Annotated in this window: 17 protein-coding genes; 12 read left to right on the top strand and 5 right to left on the bottom strand. The window is 44.5% G+C overall.

Annotation, left to right across the window (positions count from 1 at the left end; genetic code table 11):
* Window positions 1-16 precede the first annotated feature (16 nt).
* Both QUB26_RS01945 and dnaN read left to right on the top strand, forming a co-directional pair.
* Entirely contained in the window at window positions 17-271 is a 255-nt protein-coding gene (locus QUB26_RS01945) for a hypothetical protein (protein ID WP_333239377.1), read from the top strand.
* Window positions 272-572: 301 nt separating this feature from the next.
* Window positions 573-1,712 carry a DNA polymerase III subunit beta gene (dnaN, locus tag QUB26_RS01950; RefSeq protein ID WP_006632140.1) on the top strand — a complete coding sequence of 380 codons (1,140 nt, stop codon included), beginning with the start codon at window positions 573-575 and terminating at the stop codon, window positions 1,710-1,712.
* Window positions 1,713-1,820: 108 nt separating this feature from the next.
* On the opposite strand, the gene QUB26_RS01955 is transcribed toward dnaN, so the two are convergent.
* The gene (locus tag QUB26_RS01955) at window positions 1,821-3,260 is read right to left on the bottom strand and encodes an ATP-binding protein (RefSeq protein ID WP_333316341.1); all 1,440 of its coding nucleotides are present in this window, start codon (window positions 3,258-3,260) and stop codon (window positions 1,821-1,823) included.
* Between the two features lie 978 nt (window positions 3,261-4,238).
* On the opposite strand from QUB26_RS01955, the gene QUB26_RS01960 reads away from it, so the two are divergent.
* From QUB26_RS01960 to QUB26_RS01990, 7 genes are all read left to right on the top strand, one after another.
* Window positions 4,239-5,318, top strand: a complete 1,080-nt coding sequence (locus tag QUB26_RS01960) for a permease (protein WP_333056769.1) — start codon at window positions 4,239-4,241, stop codon at window positions 5,316-5,318.
* A 145-nt stretch (window positions 5,319-5,463) separates the two neighbouring features.
* Window positions 5,464-6,252, top strand: a complete 789-nt coding sequence (locus tag QUB26_RS01965) for a TIGR03943 family putative permease subunit (protein WP_333056768.1) — start codon at window positions 5,464-5,466, stop codon at window positions 6,250-6,252.
* A gap of 182 nt (window positions 6,253-6,434) precedes the next feature.
* Window positions 6,435-7,811 (top strand): oligosaccharide flippase family protein, encoded by a 1,377-nt coding sequence (locus tag QUB26_RS01970; RefSeq protein ID WP_333239376.1) that lies wholly within the window; start codon window positions 6,435-6,437, stop codon window positions 7,809-7,811.
* A gap of 234 nt (window positions 7,812-8,045) precedes the next feature.
* On the top strand, window positions 8,046-9,611 hold the full coding sequence (locus tag QUB26_RS01975) for a hypothetical protein (RefSeq protein WP_333239374.1): 1,566 nt from the start codon (window positions 8,046-8,048) through the stop codon (window positions 9,609-9,611).
* A gap of 229 nt (window positions 9,612-9,840) precedes the next feature.
* Complete coding sequence (locus QUB26_RS01980) at window positions 9,841-10,407, top strand: hypothetical protein (protein ID WP_333239372.1); 567 nt, start codon at window positions 9,841-9,843, stop codon at window positions 10,405-10,407.
* Window positions 10,408-11,495: 1,088 nt separating this feature from the next.
* The gene (locus QUB26_RS01985; RefSeq protein WP_333239371.1) at window positions 11,496-12,851 is read left to right on the top strand and encodes an ATP-binding protein; all 1,356 of its coding nucleotides are present in this window, start codon (window positions 11,496-11,498) and stop codon (window positions 12,849-12,851) included.
* A 109-nt stretch (window positions 12,852-12,960) separates the two neighbouring features.
* A complete protein-coding gene (locus QUB26_RS01990) occupies window positions 12,961-14,337 on the top strand; it encodes an ATP-binding protein (protein ID WP_333239369.1) in 1,377 nt (458 codons plus the stop codon).
* A gap of 382 nt (window positions 14,338-14,719) precedes the next feature.
* On the opposite strand, the gene QUB26_RS01995 is transcribed toward QUB26_RS01990, so the two are convergent.
* A complete protein-coding gene (locus QUB26_RS01995) occupies window positions 14,720-15,520 on the bottom strand; it encodes an ion transporter (RefSeq protein WP_333239367.1) in 801 nt (266 codons plus the stop codon).
* Between the two features lie 25 nt (window positions 15,521-15,545).
* Between QUB26_RS01995 and QUB26_RS02000 the strand changes: the two genes are divergently transcribed.
* On the top strand, window positions 15,546-17,282 hold the full coding sequence (locus QUB26_RS02000) for a pentapeptide repeat-containing protein (protein WP_333239365.1): 1,737 nt from the start codon (window positions 15,546-15,548) through the stop codon (window positions 17,280-17,282).
* Between the two features lie 273 nt (window positions 17,283-17,555).
* Window positions 17,556-18,077, top strand: coding sequence for a hypothetical protein (locus QUB26_RS02005; protein ID WP_333239363.1), 522 nt, complete (start codon window positions 17,556-17,558; stop codon window positions 18,075-18,077).
* A gap of 60 nt (window positions 18,078-18,137) precedes the next feature.
* Here the strand turns inward: QUB26_RS02005 and QUB26_RS02010 are convergent, their stop codons facing one another.
* Window positions 18,138-18,758: a DUF4276 family protein gene (locus tag QUB26_RS02010; RefSeq protein WP_333239361.1), complete on the bottom strand. Its 621-nt coding sequence runs from the start codon at window positions 18,756-18,758 to the stop codon at window positions 18,138-18,140.
* A complete protein-coding gene (locus tag QUB26_RS02015; RefSeq protein WP_333239359.1) occupies window positions 18,752-19,951 on the bottom strand; it encodes an AAA family ATPase in 1,200 nt (399 codons plus the stop codon). Before QUB26_RS02015 ends, QUB26_RS02010 begins: the two co-directional genes overlap by 7 nt.
* A gap of 223 nt (window positions 19,952-20,174) precedes the next feature.
* On the opposite strand from QUB26_RS02015, the gene QUB26_RS02020 reads away from it, so the two are divergent.
* Window positions 20,175-20,519, top strand: a complete 345-nt coding sequence (locus tag QUB26_RS02020; RefSeq protein WP_333239357.1) for an NAD(P)H-quinone oxidoreductase subunit M — start codon at window positions 20,175-20,177, stop codon at window positions 20,517-20,519.
* Between the two features lie 320 nt (window positions 20,520-20,839).
* On the opposite strand, the gene QUB26_RS02025 is transcribed toward QUB26_RS02020, so the two are convergent.
* The gene (locus QUB26_RS02025; RefSeq protein WP_333199915.1) at window positions 20,840-21,196 is read right to left on the bottom strand and encodes a hypothetical protein; all 357 of its coding nucleotides are present in this window, start codon (window positions 21,194-21,196) and stop codon (window positions 20,840-20,842) included.
* Window positions 21,197-21,989 lie beyond the last annotated feature (793 nt).

The following is a 21,989-nucleotide window of genomic DNA, read 5'->3' on the forward strand; positions in this document are numbered from 1 at the left end:
GGTTGTCAGTTGTCCGTTGTCAGTTGTCATCACTCAACGCCGTCAACAGTTAACAGTCAACAGTCAACAGTCAACAGTCAACAATTCCCATTCCCAATTCCCAATTCCCCATAATAGACAATCTTGCCTGTGGAAAAACCTGTGGAAAAGTTGCCCTCGGTTTGTGGAAAACTTTACTCGATCGCCCGAAACAGCTTTTGCACAAAAATGGGCGGGCGATCGACCGCACCAGCTTTTCCACAAGTTTTCCACAGGTATTTATTACCTATAAGTGACGCCCCGCAAGCAGTTAGCTTTTTTTTCCACAGTTTCCACAGGGCGATCGGTACAAAAATAATTCAATAAATTAAAAAAATAGGCGAGCCCTTCGCACCCTACACAGATAGTTCACGACGCGCGCTGACTTCAGAAACCGGGTTTCTTGGAAGATTTCTCGTTTTTACAGACAAAATTTTGCGTAGAAACCGGGAATAAGCGCCCAGCCTTAAGCCCTGACAGAGAAAAACCGACCCGCCGGCTTTCTGTGATACCATTTGTTTCTGTTTCAAATCCGGTTAATTAACCTTCGTACCATGAAATTGGTTTGCACCCAAAGTGACCTCAACGCCAACCTCTCGTTGGTAAGTCGGGCCGTTCCCTCCCGCCCGACACATCCGGTACTCGCCAACGTGCTCTTAGTAGCGGATGAGGAAAATCAGCGGGTTAGCTTGACAGCTTTCGATCTCAGTTTGGGCATTCGTACCAGCTTCGCAGCAGAAGTAACAGGCGGCGGCAGTTTTACCATACCCGCTAAATTGCTTAACGATATTGTTTCGAGACTCCCAGATGGAGAAATTACTTTAGAAGACGAAGCGGGGGACACCGTAGCATATCTCACTTGCAGTTCTGGCAGCTACCAAGTTAGAGGCATGGGCCCAGAAGAATTCCCAGAATTGCCCGCAATCGAAGCCGGAACAATCCTCAAATTGCCGCCGGAAGCCTTGATAGAAGGACTCAAAGGAACTTTATTTGCGACAAGCCCCGACGAGGCAAAACAGGTACTTGCAGGCGTGCATTTAAAGGTATTACAAGATTGCTTGGAATTTGCAGCTACAGACGGCCACAGATTGGCAGTAGTTCAAACTGCCAATGAAAAAGCTGAAGGCGAAGAAACCCAAGAAGAATTTGAGGTGACAGTCCCCGCTAAAGCATTGCGGGAAGTAGAAAGAATGCTGGTGATGCGGCAGTGGACTGAACCTGTAACCCTGCATTTTGAACACGGTCAAGTAGTGTTTGAATGGGCAGACCAGCGGCTGACCACTCGCACCTTGGAAGGGCAATATCCCGCATACCGGCAGTTGATTCCGCCGTCTTTTGAGCGGCAAATTACCTTAGAAAGGCGATCGTTCTTAGCAGCAGTTGAAAGAATAGCAGTTTTTGCCGACCAAAAAAACAATATTCTCAAATGCAGCATCGACGAGGAGAATCAGGAAATTACTTTGTCTGTAGATGCTAAAGATGTCGGCTGTGGCAAAGAGTCAATGCCCGCACAGATTTCGGGAGATAGCATCGATATTGCTTTCAACGTGAAATACTTAATTGACATTTTGAAAACTGCTCAATCCCCAGAAATTCAACTGCAATTAAACGGTGCTTTAGCCCCCGTAATTTTCCAGCCTTTGGGCGGAGTCAATGCTACATTCTTGGTAATGCCCGTGCAGCTTCGAGCGTAACGGATTGGTAGGGGCGGGTTTTACAAACAATCTCCGCCTAAAATTGCTCCTCTAATAAACCCGCCCCCGCTTGGGCGGTAAATCGATATCGACAAGTCGCCCAGGCATTCAAATCCATGGCAACAAAATTTCAAATTCAGTACCTGTACCGGGCGTAGAATGCAAATTTAACTTGCCTTTATGCTTTTCCGTAACAATTTGATGGGTAATTGCCAACCCCAAACCGGTACCTTTCCCCGCCGGTTTAGTGGTGAAAAATGTCTCAAAAATCCGCCGCTGAATTTCGGGCGGAATTCCCGGCCCGTTATCGGCAATTCGGATGGCTATCCAAGCGTTATTTTGATTTTTTTCCGCAGATTCTGGGCATAAGTCGCCGTTTTGGCTGGCGGATAATAGCTGTTTGGCATTTGGTCTATCGCCCCTAACATAATTTTGAATTAATTCCGAATTCACACAGTCTCCGTCACAACTTTCTATTACCTCGGTTTCAATAGTAATCGCAGGCATAAATTCTTTTTCTGCTTTTACCTCTTCCAAAGCGTCGATCGCATTACTGATGATATTCATAAATACCTGGCTCAACTGACCCGAGTAACATTTTACCAAAGGCAAATCCCCATAGTTTTTAACTACTTTAAATCCGTACTTCAGACGATTTTTCATAATTAGCAGCGTACTGTCAATACATTCATGGATATTAGCTTGCTTCAAGTGGGCTTCGTCCATGTGAGAAAATGTGTGCAGGCTAGTGACGAGTTCGGTCAGCCTCTGCGATGAAATTTTCATACTTTTGAGAATTTCCACCCAATCTTCTTGCAAAAAATCAAATTCTATATTTTTTTTGAGATGGTCAATTTTTTCGCTTTTACCCACAATCTCTTCGTAAGCAGACAGCAACTCCATGATGTCTTTCGAGTAGTTGGACAAAAAGCCGATATTTCCGCTGATGCAGGTGACGGGATTTCTAATTTCGTGGGCAACTCCAGCTACCATCTGTCCCAAACTCGCTAGTTTTTCGGTTTGAATTAATTGAGATTGAGTTTGCTGCCTCAGCAATTTTGTTGCTAGTTCGTGAATGTTGGATTGGGCTACTAACAGTTCGTGCACGTCTAGCAAACTATAAGTTTGAGGCGACACTTGAACCACAATCGGTTCGTAAAGCAGTTCTTTCGATCGCAACAGCGACTTCCGGGCTGCATCCACGATTAAAGTATTGCTGGGAAAAATTAAACTCTCAGTTTCGGCAAAGCGGTACAAAGCCCTCACCGGTCGCTTTAAAAATAATTCTCGCCCAAAAGGACGGCTGATAAATTCTAAAAATCTCCGCCGGGAAATCATACCGGCAAATTCACCTTGATGGGTCACAATGACTCCCGGTAACAGCGGATTAGCTTCTAACATCTGAGAAATTCGTATTCCCCAATCCGTAGCTTCTACCTGAAAATCGTAAAGCGACAATTCTTGGAGAGTAGAGTCTAAACAAAGTTCTCCTAGGTCAGCCTCGGAGAGGGGTTGGACTGGTCTTTCTACGCAGGAGGTATTGAACATAAATTTATCAGCACGCTTTTTTTGGGGTTCTATTTGCCAGACATTAAGCTACCAAAGGTCAGCAGGTGAGTTGCTGAGTGCTTTGACAGACATCCCTCTGGCCAACTGCATTTTAAATTACACAAAAAACTGACTGTACCAAGGAAAATTTTACCACTTAAAGTATTAGGCAAGATTGAGGATCACCGAGATCAATGCGCCCTTGTAATTATACCTAACTTTATTTTATACTGACTTGAGCGGTATTAACGCTTGTTTCTACTATTTAACTATCCATTAATCTTAGGTGGTCATCTTAACCTTGTGTTAATAAAATATTAGGCTGAGAAATATAAGTGATTGATAATAGAAGAAAATCGGAATTGCCCGATCGCCAACACGATGCAGCCCGTCAGCAGAAAATTTAAAAGCAGAAAGTCGGGGGGTGACGCCCCGGAATTTTAGCTGGCTATCGCGATGGCGGGACGCCCTCGCCCGTGCTAAGGCGTTTGAGGCGATTTTATCCCATATCCCCGATCCGGTACTCGCAACCCTCCGTAACGCTCAGCCAGCTACACACCTGCCAGTGCGTCCCCTATAGGTTTGTCGTGAAAACAATTATTTTTACCCGAAATATCTATCAAATCGGCGACGGTTCGCAGAGTCAATCGATTTTAGATTTTAGATTTTAGATTTTAGAATTGAAGCATTGACCCCAGGGATAAATTCGGGGGCTTGTATCCTGGATAATTTCGGTCAATTATTGATTGGCTGTACGAGGCGGATATGAATAGAAGTTCATTCAAATTAAAACAAGTTTAACCATTCCCAATCATTCAAGGCATCAGCATTGATTAAATTAGAAGCTCTACAAATTCCCGCAAAAAAAAGACAAAATAAAATTAACGGGATCTTAACTTAGTGCTATGCTTTGGTATGATCTACAAGGAGTTCTACCAAAGACGTATAGCTAAATAGCAATCTACCAGTAGGTGATCGATGCAACCCGCCCTGACAAATCAGTTAAATAATGCTTTCACCCTGTTTCTCAGCTTGTTAGTAGAAGCAATACCTTTTCTGCTGCTCGGAGTTTTATTTTCAGGTTTGCTGCTGGGGTTTGTAGACGAACGCAAACTCGTATCGCGCATCCCGCGAAACCCGCTGCTGGCGGCTTTGATGGGCAGTTCGATCGGCTTTTTGTTTCCCGTGTGCGAGTGCGGTAACGTGCCCGTAGCCCGCAGGTTACTGATGCAGGGAGTACCCGCACCAGCAGCGATCGGCTTTTTGCTGGCGGCCCCCACCATCAACCCCGTGGTAATTTGGGCTACTTGGACGGCATTTCGGGATCAGCCAGAAATTGTAGTTTTTCGGGTGGTATTTTCTCTGTCTATAGCCACAATTATCGGCTGGGTGTTCAGCGCCCAAAAAGACTTGCGGCCTCTGCTGCAACCCTCTGTAGCCCGTGCGATTCCTCTGCCAAAACCAGAGTTTTCCGAAAAAGAACTCGTCCAAGCTAACACTCCGCTGCTGTTGCAGTCGGGAACATTTATGCTCGGTCAGCCGGGGGGGGTGGTGCCGATCGAATCTTTGCTACAAGACAACTGGAAGCCATTACAAACAGGCAAAACAGAAAAAACCTCGAAACTTTCCTCAATGTTCCACCCCGTTTCTAAAGAGCGTCTGCGCCTGCTTTTAGATACTATGGTACAGGAGTTGCGCGAATTAGGAGGAGTGTTGGTAATCGGAAGTGCGATCGCAGCCATCATTCAAGTTGGCGCCCCCCGCGAACTAATTCTCAACCTCGGCCAAGGCCCCGTTTCCTCGATTCTAGCCATGCTGCTATTAGCGGCAGTCGTATCGATTTGTTCTACAGTAGATGCCTTTTTTGCCCTGTCTTTTGCTTCCACATTTACCAGCGGTTCGCTGTTAGCATTTCTCGTTTTCGGCCCGATGATTGACCTCAAAGGTATCGGTTTAATGCTGTCAATTTTCAAAGGTAGAGCCGTAGTTTACTTAATTGTATTAGCAGCTCAGTTAACCTTTTTAATGACCCTTTCTATTAACTTGCATTTAGGTTAATAAACTAGCTCAAACAGACAACTCATACGATGATTTTCGATGGGCTATTTTCAATTACCTTGCTCCCCGACACAGAAGTCACCGATATACGGATAGTTTTTTTTCTTTTCCTTCTACCCTCTTCCTTCCCAGTCACTCTTAAAAAATGAATTTAAAAAAAATTAGCCCCTGGCTGGATGCCCTAGCTATCTTAGCCTGGGGAATATTGCTCCTCAAATATTGGATCACGGGCAAATTAAGCATTCTCATTCACCCCAATTACTTTGGCTTGACTCTAGCAGGAGGAATCGGCTTAATAGTTATTGGCGGTTTAAAAACTTGGGAACTCTTAAAACTCGATCGCACCACAAAGCAATCGCGGACATCAACAGCAAATAACTCTCTCAGAATCACAGAAGTTGAACACGTTACTTTGTTTCCCCCCAGTATCGGCAGCACCTTAATGTTGAGCGTCGCATTAATAGGTTTACTAATAACGCCACGCACATTTACCAGCCAGACAGCTTTAGAACGGGGCCTCACCGAAGCCCTGCCCATCACCAGACTGCAACCCCAAGAATTTCGCAATACTACCAAACCAGAAAATCGATCGCTCGTCGAATGGGTGCGGCTGTTAAATTTCAACCCCGAACCGGATACATACAGAGGTCAAAAAGTCAAAGTTCAAGGATTTGTAATTCACCCCCCCAACATAGCCGAACAATATATGTGGCTCGGGCGTTTTATCATTACCTGCTGCGCGGCAGACGCCTATCCGATCGGGTTGCCTGTAAAATTACCGATCGGTCAAAGCCGCGCCGCCTTTGCCCCAGACAGTTGGCTAGAAATAGAAGGAGAAACGATCGTAGAAGAACTGCAAGGCAAGCGCAAATTAACCATTCAAGCATCCTCCCTCAAACCAATTCCTGAACCAAAAAACCCTTATGATTATTAGATGTGGAATAAGTATCAGATTAAATTTTACCTTGATTGCGAGATCGACAGTCCAGAACCGTCCTGCGTATACAAATTAAGATACTGTACAGTCAGCGATCAAACTTGCAAAAGCATCCTGTAGTAGTTGCCAAAAGTAAATTCAGCAACTACACTCGTCATTAGTAAATAAATTCTGAGTATATGTCAGCAGAAAAAAAATTAGCTATCAAAGGTGCGGCCTGGACGATCGCCAGCTATGGAATCAGTCAAATTATCCGATTTGGCAGCAACTTAATCCTGACGCGTCTGCTTTTGCCCGAACTATTTGGTCTGGTAGGTCTAACCTACGTTTTCATCATAGGGATCAACTTATTTTCAGACATAGGTCTAGGCCCAAGCATCATCCAGAATAAGCGCGGGGAAGATCCTCAATTTCTCAACACCGCTTGGACACTGCAAGTCATTCGCAGCTTTTTCGTTTGGATTTGTTTGATTATAATTACCCAGCCTGTTGCGAGTTTTTATGGAGATGCCCGTCTGGAGTGGTTGATTCCAGTAATAGGTATAAATTCCTTAATAGGAGGCTTTAAATCCACTGCCACATCCAGCCTAGAACGCAAAATGGCAGTGAAGAAAGTAGTAATTTTTGAGTTAGGCCAACAGATTTTTTCTACTACAGTAATGATTGTCTGGGCCTGGTTCGATCGCAGCGTCTGGGCGATCGTTGCAGGCGGCTTGAGTGGAGCTTTAATAGAGTTAGTATGGAGCCATTTTTTGATTCCCGGCAAGTCAAACCGCTTTGCTTGGGATAAAGAAGCAGTTAAAGAAATATTTTCTTATGGGAAATGGATATTTCTGTCTACGGCTTTGTATTTCTTGTGTTCTCAAGCCGATAGACTCATCCTGGGGAAAATATTTACTTTAACAACGTTGGGCATTTACGGCATCGCTTTTACTCTCGGCGATATGCCGCGCCAAGTCATCATCGCCATTAGCGGCAGGGTGATTTTTCCCTCGATTTCTATGCTGGCAGAGTTGCCACGGGAGGAGTTGCGCGCGAAGATACTTAAGAACCGCAAGTTAATTCTAATACCATTAGCCGTAGGTTTAGCAATTTTTGTGAGCTTCGGAGATCAGTTAATTTTAACACTGTATCGGAAAGAGTATGAGGCGGCATCTTGGATGATGCCTATCTTGGCTTTAGGTATCTGGCACACCACCCTCTACAATCTGATGGGTTCTTGTCTGTTAGCCGTAGGAAAGTCTCAGTACCAAGCTATGGGAAATCTGCTGACTTTTGTGAATCTATGTATAAGTATACCGCTGGGATATCACTTAAAAGGTAATTTAGGTGCCGTGATTGCTGTAGCTCTCGGCGACCTTCCTACCTACGCAGTAACTAACTACGGTTTGTGGAAAGAAGGACTAACTTGTTTTTGGCAGGATATTCAATTAACAGCACTGTTTGTAGGGGTGCTGGCAAGTCTACTTTGGTGTAGAGTCGCTTTTGGTTTGGGTCTGCCGATCGATAAAATATCACCGATGGATTTAATCCCCATCAATCAACTGTTTCAGTAAACAAACCTGTTGAAACTGCAGCGTGTCCCACCTAATTAATATCTTAAGTTTCATTCAGTCCTGGAGGCACCACAAGTTTCAAAAACTAGGTTTGTTACGGGAAATAACTCGTTGCAGCCATTTACTGTGGTAAAAAAATGGCTGGGTGAGTGTTAGGAATGGGCCCATAAGTGTAAAATTTAATAGGGAAAATTTGGTAGTTAATTTTCAGCAGAAAGTAGGAGAGAAAGATTGGTGAGTATTTTTAAGAAAAAAATTAATCCTTCACCCTTCGCTATTGGGCCATTCAAACAGCCGATCGACCGCACGGCGATCGTCCTCATGCTAGTGCTGAGCTTCTTAATCGGGCTGCTGCTGCTGAGCGGCGATCGCACAGCACCCAGAGTGCGAGAATTTACCTGGGAAAACAAACAAATCGGCGCCGAAGATACCGGCTTTATCCTCACATTCTTTCGGCCGATGAACCAGCCCACCGTCGAGGAAAACTTAAAGCTAGAACCCCCCCTCCCCGGTAAATTTAGTTGGGCTGGAAGGCGCATGGCTTACACCCTCAAAGATCCAGCACCCTACGGCGTTACCTACACATTAAAACTCGCCGGAGCAACCGACAAGTATTTCGGAGAAAAAAACCAAAATAAAGGAACGCTAATGCAACCGTTTAGCAGTTCCTTTCGCAGTCGCGATCGAGCTTTTGCTTACATCGGTGTCCAAGGCGAAACAGAAAGCAGATTAATGCTAGTCAATCTCACCAGCAGCGACTCGAAACCAATACCGCTGACTCCCAAAGATTTAGTTGTCACCGATTTTAAACCATATCCCGACAGCGATCGCATTTTATTCTCCGCCACAGATCGATCGATCGCCCGTACTCGCGGCACCCTCAATCAAGAACTCTTCACAGTCACCACCGGCCTCAACCCCCAATCAGGCTCAGGAAATCAACCAAAATACCCAGCCGGTAGAATCGACAAAATCTTAGACTCCAAAGATTACCAAAACCTCAAATTCGACCTCTCAGCCGACGGAAAAATCATAGTTGTCCAGCGCGTCAACCGCCGCAATCCCGGCGATTTCAGTCCTTGGATTGTGGAAGAAAAAGTGCCGCCCAGACCATTGGAAAATGAACAAGGCGGAGATTTTATGATTCGCCCCGATAGCATATCGATGGTAATATCTCAAAAACAAGGATTAGCGATCGTCCCCCTCAAACCCGAAGCAGATCCAGTCGAATTTTTGCCAAAATACGAACAAGTATTGGGCATGGCCCGCGACAACTCCGCCGCCGCCTATGTTAAATACAACAGCGATTTTACTCGATCGCTTTTCATCTTAGATAACCAAGGTGTAGAACAAGAAATATTGCGTATTCCCGGCAGCATTATGGCCGTTTATTTCGACCCCCGCAAAAACGAAGACAACCAAGTTCAGCGTCTCTACTGTTTGTTAGCCCAACGCCTCAAAACAGAAAGCTACAAAGAACAGCCTTTCATCGCCACCATCGACCTCAAAAAAGAGGGTACTCGTTTGGTAGGAACCATCAAACCGCTGCTGATTTTGCCCAACCAATTAGATACCCAAATCAGTTTATCTCCCGACGGACTGGCATTAATTTTCGACCAATCAGTCACAGCAGCAACTCCCTCAGCAGCAGACAGTCCCCGCAACGATAGTGGACAGTCGATCGCCACCAGCCGCCTCTGGCTGCTACCCTTAGTAGAAAGACCTGCAGACGGTTCTCCCGCCAAAGTACAGCCAGAAGAACTTCCCTTTGCCGGCTATCACCCCCGCTGGCTACCATAAACCAATTTTAGATTTTAGATTTTAGATTTTAGATTGACCGATATTGGTAAATATCGATAGGGTAAGGTGCACGCCTAAACACCAAGCGTTGAAATGTGCTCGGTATACATCCTACTTTTACTAAATCCATTTGAGATTAGAGATTAGAGATGGAGTTGATACTATGCGATACTGGTAAATACGACAAATTTTGACACCTAAAATCTAAAATCTAAAATCTAAAATCATTATGACTCCCGAAGAAATTAGCAATACCCTTAAAGACTTATTTGGTGAGAGTGTTGAGATGCCTGCTGCCACTTCTTGGCAAGTAGAAACCCCCAATTTTCGCCTGTTAGTCCTCCTTTCAGAAGACGGGAGTTGGCTGCGGATTTTGCTGCCGATCGCCGATGCCCAGGAAGCTCAACCATTTCTTGATAAACTGCTAGAAGCTAACTTTGACACCACCCTGGAAACTCGCTACGCCTTACATCAAAACGTTTTGTGGGGAGTATTTCAGCACAGCCCGGCCACACTCGCGGCCGCCGATTTCTCGGCCGCCGTCGCCAGACTGCTGGCTTTGCAAGAGAGAGGTTTGTCTGACTTTTTCGACGGTTTGATAGAAAGCCGCATCCGTCAAATCATCAAAGCTGCGAAGATGCAGGGACAGTCTGTGGAAACTACCCTTCAGACTTTAGACCGTTTCTACGCAGAGGGATTGATGGGTGAAATGGAACTAGGCCGAGAGTCTCGCGAAAACACTCTCGCCGCTTGGCGGTATCAGCTAGAACGCCTCTGGCCGGAGGTGGAACCCTAAGACGATTGCAGATTGCAGATTGCAGATTGCAGATTGCAAAAAACTGATGACTATTGAGGTTCGGAAGTTGCCTAAAGTTGCATTTCTTTGTAGTGGTATAGGAACTGGGGCCGACGGTTAGGATGTTCTTAATTCCACAAACCCTTGCGGAACATTGCTTCTTCCTTCTCTCCTAGGGAATGAGAATTAAATAACTTCCACTCTTGAAAGTGGGATGGGCGTCCCGCCCGTCCACTCATGACGGGCGGGACGCCCATCCCACAATAACAATTAAAATTGTAAGTTATTTAATTCGCGATCCGAGATAACTAAAGCCTTCTATCCGTTACATTCGGTTACATCTCACATCTTGCAGCAATATCAATAAGAGGATTTTTCGTGGGGTCAGGCGGGTTTATAGAACCTATTTGCAAGCTTTAAGGCTGTTGGCGAGCCCGCCCCTAGGGCTAATTGAGAATGGTGCAAGATATCAGTTACATCTCACATCTTGCACCATTCTCGCTTAACAGGCTTTCGGGCCTGTTCTGTCAAAGAGTGAATTTTCTTGTGGAACAGGCCGAAAAGCCTGTTCATAAAAAGCTTGTTGAAAATGGTGCAACATCTCAGTTACATCCGAAGAAAGCGAATCCGTTGCCGAACTTCCTTTGGCCTGGGCCCTAGTCTTGACAGTTGCAGCCTGAAGCCCCTTGGACGATGGCTAATCCGGGCCCTCGAACCCTTGAAGGATGCCCGTATATTCACTGATAACCCGATCGCAGTTCTCCAATTCCCTTCGACCACTGGAAAAATGGTATAATTTATCACAATAATTAGTTATAAATATTAAAAATTTTCCGAAAACACCCGATCGCAGGTATATCATGGTAAAAAGTTTAAAGCGCCTACTCCGTAAGTTCCACAAAAGCTTCGATCGTTTAATATTGACTTAGAAACAAAATCTTTAGCAGATAATGCTACTGCGATCGGGTTTTCCCATCGGGTGCTGTTGTAATTTGACAAATTAGCAACTACCCGCTACCAATTACCCGTTATGAATTAATAGCAACTTAAGTTGTTCATGAATACAATTTTTAACAGGGGTTTCATCTATGTTTGCTGTGCGTGAGACTAGCTCGGAGTTATCAGTGTTGCATATACCTGAAATTTGTACTTGGAACATCTCCTTAGAATCAACTCTCCTAGACCTGCCACTTTACAACTGCCAAATTGAATTAACTCAACAGGCAAAAGAAGTAGCCCAGGCTTTTGAACAAAATTCCATGCTTCCCGGCGTAATTTTGACAGATGGGGGTAATTTTGTCGGCATAATATCGAGGCGTCTATTTTTTGAAAAAGTTAACTGCCGCTACGGAGTAGAAATGTTTTTCAAGCGACCAATAGAGGTGCTGTACAAGTTGGCCAGGCCAGAGGAACTCATACTTCCCGCCAGTAAATTAATAGTAGAAGCAGCCCAGGAATGTCTTTACAGATCAGCCGAATTAATTTACGAACCCGTAGTAGTGGAAATAGCGCCTCAGACCTACAAGCTGTTAGACTTACACCAATTAATGGTCGCTCAATCAAGAATTCACGAATTAACAAATAAGTTACTCCACAAACAAACCCAAGCCAAACTCATCCAAACAGAAAAAATGGCGAGTTTGGGCAGGATTGTAGCAGAAGTAGCCCACGAAATCAGAAATCCGCTGAACTGTATTTGGGGAAATTTAACTTTTCTGCTGTCCTATTTTGAAAACTTGCTACAGCTAATGTCGGTTTATGAAGAAGAATATTCGGCACCCTGTCCCCGAATTGATGCCCTTAAAAAAGAAATTGAATTTGATTTTTTACAAGAAGATTTGCCGATCACCTTAGAAGGGATGGAGTTGGGAGCCTCGCAATTGCTAAAAATAGTTAACGGGCTGCACCACTTCTCTCACATGGACGAGGCAAAACCAGCCGAGACAGACATTCACGAATGCGTGGAGATGACGCTGTTAATTTTGAAAAACCGCTTTAAAAACAGCATAGAAGTGGTTAAAAATTACGGCGAACTGCCGCTAGTTAGCGGCTACTCCGGACAGTTGAGTCAGGTGTTTTTGAATTTGTTAGTTAATGCTCTAGACGCCCTGACAGAGTACGCAGCCGATCGAGAAATACACACCCCGTGCGGGGACAACTGGCAGCCCCAAATCGAAATTACCACTAAAGTTATAGAAACCGAACTCGGCAAGCGGGTGGCAATTTGCATTGCCGATAACGGGCCCGGCATTGCCCCAGAAAATCACCAGCAGATATTTGACACCTTTTTTACCACTAAACCAGCAGGCAAAGGCAGCGGTATGGGGCTGGCTATCTGCCATCAAATCGTCACAGAAAAGCACGGTGGCCAACTCAAATTGCGATCGCAACCAGGAAAGAATACTGAATTTGAAATTCTCCTGCCTATAGTTGGCACAACATGATCAACTCCAGAATATTCTCGGTTGTTCGCTCAGAAAAGTGAAATGATAGGGTAGCTTAGTAGTAGGTTCTCATTTCAATTTCCCAGCGTTTCGGCAACTAAAAGTTCCAGTGGCAAATAAATTCAGTTCCAAACTCCTTGGCCCTTCACTCTCCGAAGGCAGCCATCAAGACCTTTCCCTAGAGTCTACACTCTGGGATTTGCCCCTGTATGACTTTCAGGTTAAATCGAGCTGCTTAGCCGTGGCAGTTGCCGAAATGTTTGAACAGTATCCCCTAGTGCCGGGGGTCGTCTTGATGGAAGCAGGAGAGTTTGCTGGCATGATATCCCGCAGGCAACTGCTGGAATATTTGCTCAAACCCCAAGGCCCAGAGCTATTTTTGCACCTGCCACTAAAAGTTCTCTACAGTTACGCTCGCGTCGAAATATTATTGGTGGCAGAGAGTACAACCATTTTGGCAGCAGCCCCACAAGCTCTGCGTCGATCGCCCGAATTGCAGGCAGAACCGATCGTCGTCCAAATAGACTCCCAATCTTACCGACTCTTAGACCCTAACGCACTAAACATCGCCTACTGGCAAATTCGTGGCATCGAAACTCAAGTCCGCTACGAAAGAGCCCAAACTCAAATGATTCAAAGCGAAAAAATGGCTAGTTTAGGGCGTTTAGTCAACGGAGTAGCCCACGAAATTTTAGATCCCGTAGGCTTTATCTGGGGGAATTTAACCTACGTCAGCGACTACAGCAAAAACTTGATGGAATTGCTCTCAGTTTACGACGCATACTGTACCGATCCCCCGCCGGAAATAGCACGGCTCAAAGAAGAGATCGACTATGACTTTTTGCAAAACGATTTTCTCCGAACTGTGGCTAGCATCAAATCAGGTGCAGAACGTTTGAGCAAGTTGGCAACCAGTTTGCAAAACTTCTGCCACATCGACGATATTTATCCCAAACCCACCGACTTGCACGCCAATATAGACAGCATACTTTTGCTGCTCAAAAGTCGTTTGACTAGGGAAATCCAAGTAGTGAAAAACTACGGCTACCTTCCACCAGTGCCGTGCTATGCAGGACAGCTAAACCAAGTATTTATGAATATATTGACCAATGCTATTCATACATTAATTAATGAAGCAGTCGGTCAAGAATTGGCGAAAGAGTTTAAAGGTGGAGGACTCAGAGACGCCGATCGCCAGCCTAAAATTGAAATCACAACTCAAGTCTGCTGTCCCGAACCTGCGCCGGATTTAGATAAACTTCATGTTCGCTGGGTTTCGATTTGCATAGCCGATAACGGGCCAGGAATGTCACCTAGCAAGTACAAAAAAATCATAGAATCATTCTCTACGGAAAAACGCGCCCTCAAAGAAACCAGTTTAGCCGTTAGCTATCAAATAGTGACGGGCAAACACGGCGGTGCATTCAGAATGCGATCGGAATTAGGCAGAGGCACTGAATTTGAAATTTTGTTACCGTTAGCTTAAAGAAGTCAGTAGTCAGTAGTCAGTAGTCAGTAGTCAGTAGTCAGTAGTCAATAGTTATTGGTTATTAATTATTATGAAAAATACTGCTACATATAAATTAGAGGCAATCTTCTGTAGGCAAACGGCAATGCCCATTAGTGTCAACTTAACGTCAAACCTAGTACCGGTCTACTCTTTGACGATTATAACTCGATCCCCCCTAGCCCCCCTTAAGAAGGGGGGAACAAGATTCTTCTCAAAGTCCCCCTTCTTAAGGGGGATTTAGGGGGATCTAGACTTTGCCTAAAACCAACATTTATCAGGGGTTTCAGGTTTAAGTTGTCACCAACGGGCAATGCTGTGTCCCTACCTGAAAACTGCTGTAACAGTCAACAGTCAACAGTCAACCATTCTCTAATTGACTGCCGCACATTTTACAAAATCTAGCATTAGCATCGTGTACAGACCAACCGCAACCTTTACAAACAGCTTCTCCGTGATTAGCACTTTTAACTAAGTGTTTAATCAAGTCCCCCAATTGCCAAGGAATCAGAGCAATTCCCGTCAAAATCATCAAAATAGTCAGAAAACGACCGGATTCCGAAATCGGAGTAACATCGCCAAATCCCACAGTCGTCATGGTGACAACCGAGAAATAAACAGCATCCAAAAAAGTTCCAAAACTTTCGGGATTTGCCGGATGTTCGACTTGATAAATCAAACCAGAATAAACAAAAATTATTGCCAGCAAAGTAAACAAAATCCGAGCAAAAATCACCCCATCTTCGCTGCTGATGCGAAAAATAGAAATTTTCAAGTCCAGAAAACGGATGAGTCGGAGAATTCTAAACCAGCGGAAAATGCGGATAAAACTGACGTTGACAAATCCCAGTAAAAATGGTAATATTGCCAGCAAGTCAATAATTGAAAAAAAACTAAAAATAAATTTAACTCGATTTTCGGCACACCATAGTCGCAATAAATACTCAAACACAAAAAAAACTAAAAGCGCTGTATCGAGAGTTTGCAAATTAATTCTGACAGTTTCCGAAATCGGGTAAGTTTCGGCGATGAAGCTGGTCGAAGATAGGAGAATTAGTCCGGTAAGAGTTAAATTGACGGTTCTGCCAATTGGGGTTTCGATGTCTTCGAGATAAAATCCAATTTGCGATCGGGTTAACATAGATGAGAGAATTAATACCATTTATGAGGTAAGGGAATTATCGCATATGAGTATCGAATTAACTAAGGGTGAAAGGTTCAATCTTTCTAAAGAAAGTCCTAATTTCAGTAAAATTGCGATCGCCCTGGGTTGGCAAGTCAGCCAGACAGCACAAAACTGCGACATTGACGCATCTGTTTTTATGTTAGGGGCGGACGGTCGGATTCCTGATGAAAAGTATTTTGTATTTTACAACAATCTGACCTCCCCCGACGGTGCGGTGAGGCATTCAGGAGACAGCGCGACTGGCCAAATAGACGGAGATGATGAGACGGTTTATGTGGATTTGAGTAAAATCAATTCGGCGATTCAGGAAATAGTGTTTGTGGTGACTCTTCACGAGGGACAGGAAAAAAATCAAAGTTTTAGTCAAGTTGAAAATGCTTTTATCCGGCTTTACAATTCAGAGAATCTTAGCGAATTGGTTCGGTACAATTTAAATCAGATATTTTCCCAAGAGACGGCTTTAGAATTTGGACGCTTGTACAAGAAGAATGGCGAATGGAGATTTCAGGCGGTAGGACAGGGATATAATGCTGGGTTGCAAAGTTTTGTAGATAAGTATTACGTTGAGAATGCGGTTGAGAAAAGCTCGAATGCTGGTGAGAAGCTTGATGATGCTGAGGTTGTGAGGCGGTTTAGCGATCGGGTCGATCGGTTATTGCGCGAAGAGGCGATCGAGGAGACAGCGATTCCAGCATCTAGCGAAGCGGTAGAACAGGCTGCTGCTACTCCTGTGAATGCAGATACTGCGGAATCTGAGGAAGAGGCAAAAATAGATGATTCTGCACTAGAAAATCTGGAACCAGCTATCAGTGCTGAGGAATTTTGGCAACGGTATGAAGACGGAGAACGCGACTTTACAGGGATTAACCTAACGGGAGTAAATCTAAGTGGGAAAACTCTCGACTCTAATGTCAGTCTCAGTCAAGCAAACCTGAGCAGTGCAAATCTAGCAAGTGCCAAATTGACTGGGGTAAATTTGATTGGAGCTAACTTGCAAGGCGCTAATTTAAACTCAACAAACTTGCAAAGCGCTGATTTGATTGAAGCTAACTTGAGTGGGGCTAACTTAACCAATACAATCTTGTATTACGCAAGACTAATTCAGGCAAATTTGAGTCAAGCTAACTTAAGCGAAGCAAAGTTAGATAGCGCAAACCTGACTACAGCAAACCTCAGTAGCGCTAACTTAACTCAGGCAAGTCTAGGTAGTGCTAACCTGACAGGAGCCGATTTAAGTCAATCGAAGGTAACTAAAGTCAACCTTAGTTGTGCCAACCTTAGTGGTGTTAACTTAACAGGGGTAAGTTTGATTGGAGTAAACCTTCAACAAGTTAACCTTAGTGGCATGAATTTGAGTGGGGTAAATTTGACTGGCACAAATCTAAGTTATGCAAACCTTAGTGGCGTTAACTTGAGTGGTGTTAAGTTAAGTGGGGCAAATTTGAGTGCCACTAACTTGGATGGTGCTAACCTCACAGGGGTAAATTTGATTGGGGTAAACTTACAGAGCGTTAATCTAAGCGGGCAAAACTTGAGTGGCTTTAATCTGTCTGGGGCTAACCTATATGGAGCAAACTTGAGTGGAGCAGACTTAACTTCTGCGGACTTGCGCGGAGCAAATTTGAGCTGTGCAAACTTAGAGAAAACTAACCTGAAGGAAGCTAAACTGGTTGGAGCAAATCTGGAAACGGCAAAACTCGCAGGTGCAATTATGCCAGATGGCACAATTCACGAATGAATTAATCTTTGTAGTAACGAATTGAGTCTTTAGAAATGGCAGGAGTAGGGCGTGTTTTCTTGACCCGGAGATCCCCCCTAGCCCCCCTTAAAAAAGGGGGGAACCGGAAGCACTCAAAGTCCCCCTTCTTAAGGGGGATTTAGGGGGATCCAGACTTTGATAGAAGTGACATTTATTATGGGTGTCAGTCTTAAATTGATACCAATAGTGGGGTGTGCATCGCTTTAGAAATAAAGTATGATGAGTGTGAAATGTCAAATACATAAATTTTCGATGAATAAATCTGACACGGAAATTATAGAATCTACCCTCAGATGGATGACCGAGTTTGTCGAGTTACCGCATCCAGTTTTCAGCGATTTACCGATTTGTCCCTTCGCTAAAAAGGCACGCTTGGCTAATCAAATTTTATTCAAAATCGAGCGGTTTTCAGCGCTGACTGAGTTCGATCGCGATTCTGCCATAATGAAATCCATTTATGAATTTTACAATTCGGAATTTGAAATAATGGTAGTAATTAATCCCGAAAAAACTGCAATTAGTGCGCCAGAAACTAAAGAATTGATAGACAAATTGAATAATCAGATTTCAGAGTTGGGCTTGCTGGCTTTTCACATCCATCCCGAAGAAGATTTTAATATTGACGGGCTTCATACTCGGAGGATGCCCTATCCGGGCTTCACTGTTCAAGTAAATTCTAAGCTGAAGCCAGCTTCCGATTCTTTAGAGAAAACTGAATATTACAAAAATTGGACGCCCGAACAACTAAAAGATTTCGGGATTCCGAGAAATTGACGATCGCCCACCCTCCCTTTCTCCCTGTCTTGCTTCGCGCCCTTGGCTACTTTCATCGCTTCAATCCTCCATGAGTTTGATGAGAGTTGTAAAAATACGATCGCACTCTGAAGAAGCCTTGCGAACCTTGTCAACATCCAACATTTCTAACAGCTTGGAAGCGTGCTGTATCTTTTGATATTCGCCTTTCGATTTTGTGTCGCGGCTAGCTGCTTTCAGACTTCGTTCTAACAAATCCTTTTCAATCGTCTCTACATTGATCTTTTTAGGAATCGCATTTTCTTTAAATCCCTGCCCGTAAAATCTTTTTAAAGTATCAATATCCGCCATGAACCAAGCTTCCATCGCTTGAACCATGAGATAGCAATGAGTGTCATCAACCCCAGGCGAATCCCCGTTATCCCTCGACTTCAAATGCTCCCAAGGCGACTGCTTTACAACAGGTGCTTCTGAGTCAACCAGAAGGATGACAAACGCATCTGGGTGATCTGCCAAAGCATTCTTGAAATCCCTAAAAGCATTATTCCGGGAACCGCAAAGAGTGATAGTCCACTTGATTTTCTTGCTTTGAACAACCTGCACAATTTCTTTGAAAAAACTGCTAAATCCTTGTCGGAGCAATGCCTTTGTATTCTTGCCCTCGCCGCCGCCTTCGATGTAAATGCGAATTTCTTTTACCATCGGTTGCCCCCGATTTCTCCCATCCGCCAAAGGTCTCCCAAAGTGTAATTCTCAAGCCATTTTTTCAGTCGTTCGGGATCGAGACGGTTCAGGTGACTTCCTTTATCATCCCGATCGCATATTAACACTGACTCAGGACTCAGAGCGGACACTAAAGCATCGGAATGAGTTGTCACAATCAATTGTGTGCGCTGTGACGCTTCGATCAACATTTCAGCAACAGCAGGCAGAATGTCGGGATGCAAGCCAATCTCCGGTTCTTCAATACAAATAAGTGGCGGGGGAGTTGGATCGAGGAGTAAAGCTATCAAGAATAAATAACGCAGCGTACCGTCTGATAAACGAGTTGCGGGAATTGGCTGAATTAATCCTGTTTCGCGGATGAATATCTGGACAGTACCGCCATAAATCTTGATACTCAGTTCTTCGGCTGCATCGTAGAACAGTTGTAATTTTTCAATAATCAGCCTACTTCCTAATTGATACTGTAAGTTATTTAAAACCAGTCCTAAGTTGCCACCATCTTCTAGGAGGGGATGTTCTGGCAAGTCAGTTTGCTGAGCTTTTCTAGATACTGCATCTCTCCCTGTCTGCCAGTTACGATATAAACCAATGTCGGCAAATTTATTTCCCAGATATGATAGTTCGGGATATAGTTCTGGATCTTTTCTTTGAGATAAGATAGATTGATCGGGAATGATATCTTCTCGCCGCAGATTCCGCAGCTTTCTTGTTTGCGGCTCGTTGTCCTCTATAACATTGATAACAGGGCGACCCCGATCGCTATAACGGTAGTAAAAAAATGGATGGCTTTCAGAACTATGGCGCGGTGCCCTATCTTCTATAGCTTCGTCCACTACTTCAAGTCTCTGACCGACTGCGGTAAAACTAATCTGATAGCGCAGTGGCATCGTTCGTTCTGGGTAATCTAAAATAGCCTCAATTTTTGCTGTGGGAATACCTTTTTCACCTTTCCACAGAAACTCGCTGATACCACCTCCTTGACGAATCGGAGCAAGTAAGTCGGTAGTTGTTGCTTTCAACACTCCCATCGCTTCAATGAAGTTAGATTTGCCGGAGGCGTTAGTACCGATCAATACATTCAGGGGTTGCAGTTCAATTTTTTCCCCTTCACTTCCATAGGAAAGGAAGTTTTGCAGTTGCAGGGAGTGAATAAATCTCTTGCCTTCCACCTTGTCCTCCTATGCCAATTCTGAACTATTATACTTTACGAATGCTTTCGTTTTTAGTCTTGAATTAAGTAGGTTTCAAAACTACCGATTCCAAGTCTTTGCCTTGAAGTCTGAGGGGGAGTGAGATATGCCGATCGATCGCACAACAGGCGACCTACTCTCCTGCAAAGGTCTGTGACCCATTACAATTAATTCAGCAAAAAATCTTTACACATAAGAACTCATGCAGCTTAAGTCAACAACCCGCCATATTCGCATATACACCGCCATCCTCGAAGATAACGAACTCGTACCCAGCAATGACCTTTTGACGCTCGACATTGACCCAGATAACGAACTTAACTGGAATGATGAGTCTGTCAAACAGGTATATGCCAAATTTGACCAACTCGTAGACGCTTACGAGGGCGAAGATTTGACCGAGTACAACCTCCGCCGCATCGGTTCGGAGTTGGAACACTTGGTACGATCGTTCTTACAAAAAGGCCAAATCAGCTACAACCTCAACAGCCGCGCTGTCAACTACAGCATGGGCTTGCCTCAAGTTGATGCCAAAATTCACCTGTAAGGGCGATCCTCTTCGAGGGCTTCGCTAACGGGCGATCGGCATTTATGTCAACTTAAGATTGAAACCCATAATAAATGTCGCTTGTAGCTGAGTTTCGATCCCCCCTACTCCTCTTAATCACGGGAGTACCGCAGGGCGGTTTCATTTTCTTGTAGGGGCCGTGCTACCCCTACTCCCCGTGCCGGCCCTTTTGGTCTGACTGCCGATCGATGGTTGGTGGCGGGGGTAGGCACGGGGGCACTACCCCTACAAAAACCTCGTTTTTGGTGAGAATGAAACCGCCCTGGGAGTACGGGGGGTTTAAAGCTGAAAATCTGCTTTTATTCTTCTTCCTGCTTGTTTCTGACTCCTGACTCCTGACTCCCGGCTTCTTCCTTCTTCTGACTTCGATCGGACTTCTCCCCCGCCTCCCCAGCATCAACCGGAGAATTGGGAACGCGATCGCGTTCCAAAAACTGTTTAACTGCAAGTTGGCGGTTGCTCATAAACTGACCCCAAGCGCCGGGAAACATCCCATCCAAGGTTTCCACCAGCGCCCAAACCTCAAGATTCATCACTTTGTAATAGAAACTGTGAGAATGTTGAATGCTAGTGAGTATTTCGTCTATTTCAACAGCAGGCAGCCGCTTCGGATCGGGCAAATTCTTGGAAAAGGCGCTGGGTTCATGTGGGGCCATGGTTAAATACTCAACAGCTTGCAGAGGCCGGTCAGTCGATTTTAGATTTTAGATTTTAGATTTTAGATTGATTCCACAGATGAATCTGGGGGCTTGAACTAAATATCTAATTTTTTTGGCTTTCCACGACTCCTGTCGGGGGCTTGCGTCCATCAGTCGATTTTAGATTTTAGATTTTAGATTTTAGATTGATTCCACAGATGAATCTGGGGGCTGGAACTAATATCTAATTTTTTTGGCTTTCCACGACTCCTGTCGGGGGCTTGCGTCCATCAGTCGATTTTAGATTTGAGATTTGAGATTTTAGATTGACTCCACAGATCAATCTGGGGGCTGGAACTAATATCTAATTTTTTTGCTGTCCCCGATTCCTGTCGGGGGCTGGCATCCGTCAGTCGATTTTAGATTTTAGATTTGAGATTGACTCGACAGATGAATCTGCGGGCTTGTATCCGTCTTTGGGTAGGGTTAAATTTAACTTCTGCTTTGCAAAACAAGGGCGCGAGGCACAGATGACCCTTCGCGAGAAAACCGACAATTGATATTTATTTATATCTGTCGGCTCAGGTGATTTCTACCTAGCTGCATCATACCATTAGAGTTAGTCTAAAATCTCAATTCCCTTGAGTGCTGCGATTTCTTCGGAAATTGCCGCTATCATGAATATGCTGAAAACAGCGTGATTTCCAGCCGATGACTGGGGTGTCGCGCGATCGTCTAACCCTGAAAGCTCATAGTAAGATTCATCCGGCAGTCAACAAAATGGTAAACTGTTCGTGTCAGTACAAGACAT

The organism is Microcoleus sp. B4-C1, from assembly GCF_036705285.1.
Taxonomy (GTDB): domain Bacteria; phylum Cyanobacteriota; class Cyanobacteriia; order Cyanobacteriales; family Microcoleaceae; genus Microcoleus.

Coding starts and splice junctions, on each gene's coding strand:
- QUB26_RS01985 (WP_333239371.1), top strand. CDS start 11,496: ATGTTTGCTGTGCGTGAGACTAGCTCGGAGTTATCAGTGTTGCATATA.
- QUB26_RS02010 (WP_333239361.1), bottom strand. CDS start 18,758: ATGGTAAAAGAAATTCGCATTTACATCGAAGGCGGCGGCGAGGGCAAG.
- QUB26_RS01955 (WP_333316341.1), bottom strand. CDS start 3,260: ATGTTCAATACCTCCTGCGTAGAAAGACCAGTCCAACCCCTCTCCGAG.
- QUB26_RS02000 (WP_333239365.1), top strand. CDS start 15,546: ATGAGTATCGAATTAACTAAGGGTGAAAGGTTCAATCTTTCTAAAGAA.
- dnaN (WP_006632140.1), top strand. CDS start 573: ATGAAATTGGTTTGCACCCAAAGTGACCTCAACGCCAACCTCTCGTTG.
- QUB26_RS02005 (WP_333239363.1), top strand. CDS start 17,556: ATGAATAAATCTGACACGGAAATTATAGAATCTACCCTCAGATGGATG.
- QUB26_RS01995 (WP_333239367.1), bottom strand. CDS start 15,520: ATGGTATTAATTCTCTCATCTATGTTAACCCGATCGCAAATTGGATTT.
- QUB26_RS01980 (WP_333239372.1), top strand. CDS start 9,841: ATGACTCCCGAAGAAATTAGCAATACCCTTAAAGACTTATTTGGTGAG.
- QUB26_RS01960 (WP_333056769.1), top strand. CDS start 4,239: ATGCAACCCGCCCTGACAAATCAGTTAAATAATGCTTTCACCCTGTTT.
- QUB26_RS02025 (WP_333199915.1), bottom strand. CDS start 21,196: ATGGCCCCACATGAACCCAGCGCCTTTTCCAAGAATTTGCCCGATCCG.
- QUB26_RS01965 (WP_333056768.1), top strand. CDS start 5,464: ATGAATTTAAAAAAAATTAGCCCCTGGCTGGATGCCCTAGCTATCTTA.
- QUB26_RS01970 (WP_333239376.1), top strand. CDS start 6,435: ATGTCAGCAGAAAAAAAATTAGCTATCAAAGGTGCGGCCTGGACGATC.
- QUB26_RS02020 (WP_333239357.1), top strand. CDS start 20,175: ATGCAGCTTAAGTCAACAACCCGCCATATTCGCATATACACCGCCATC.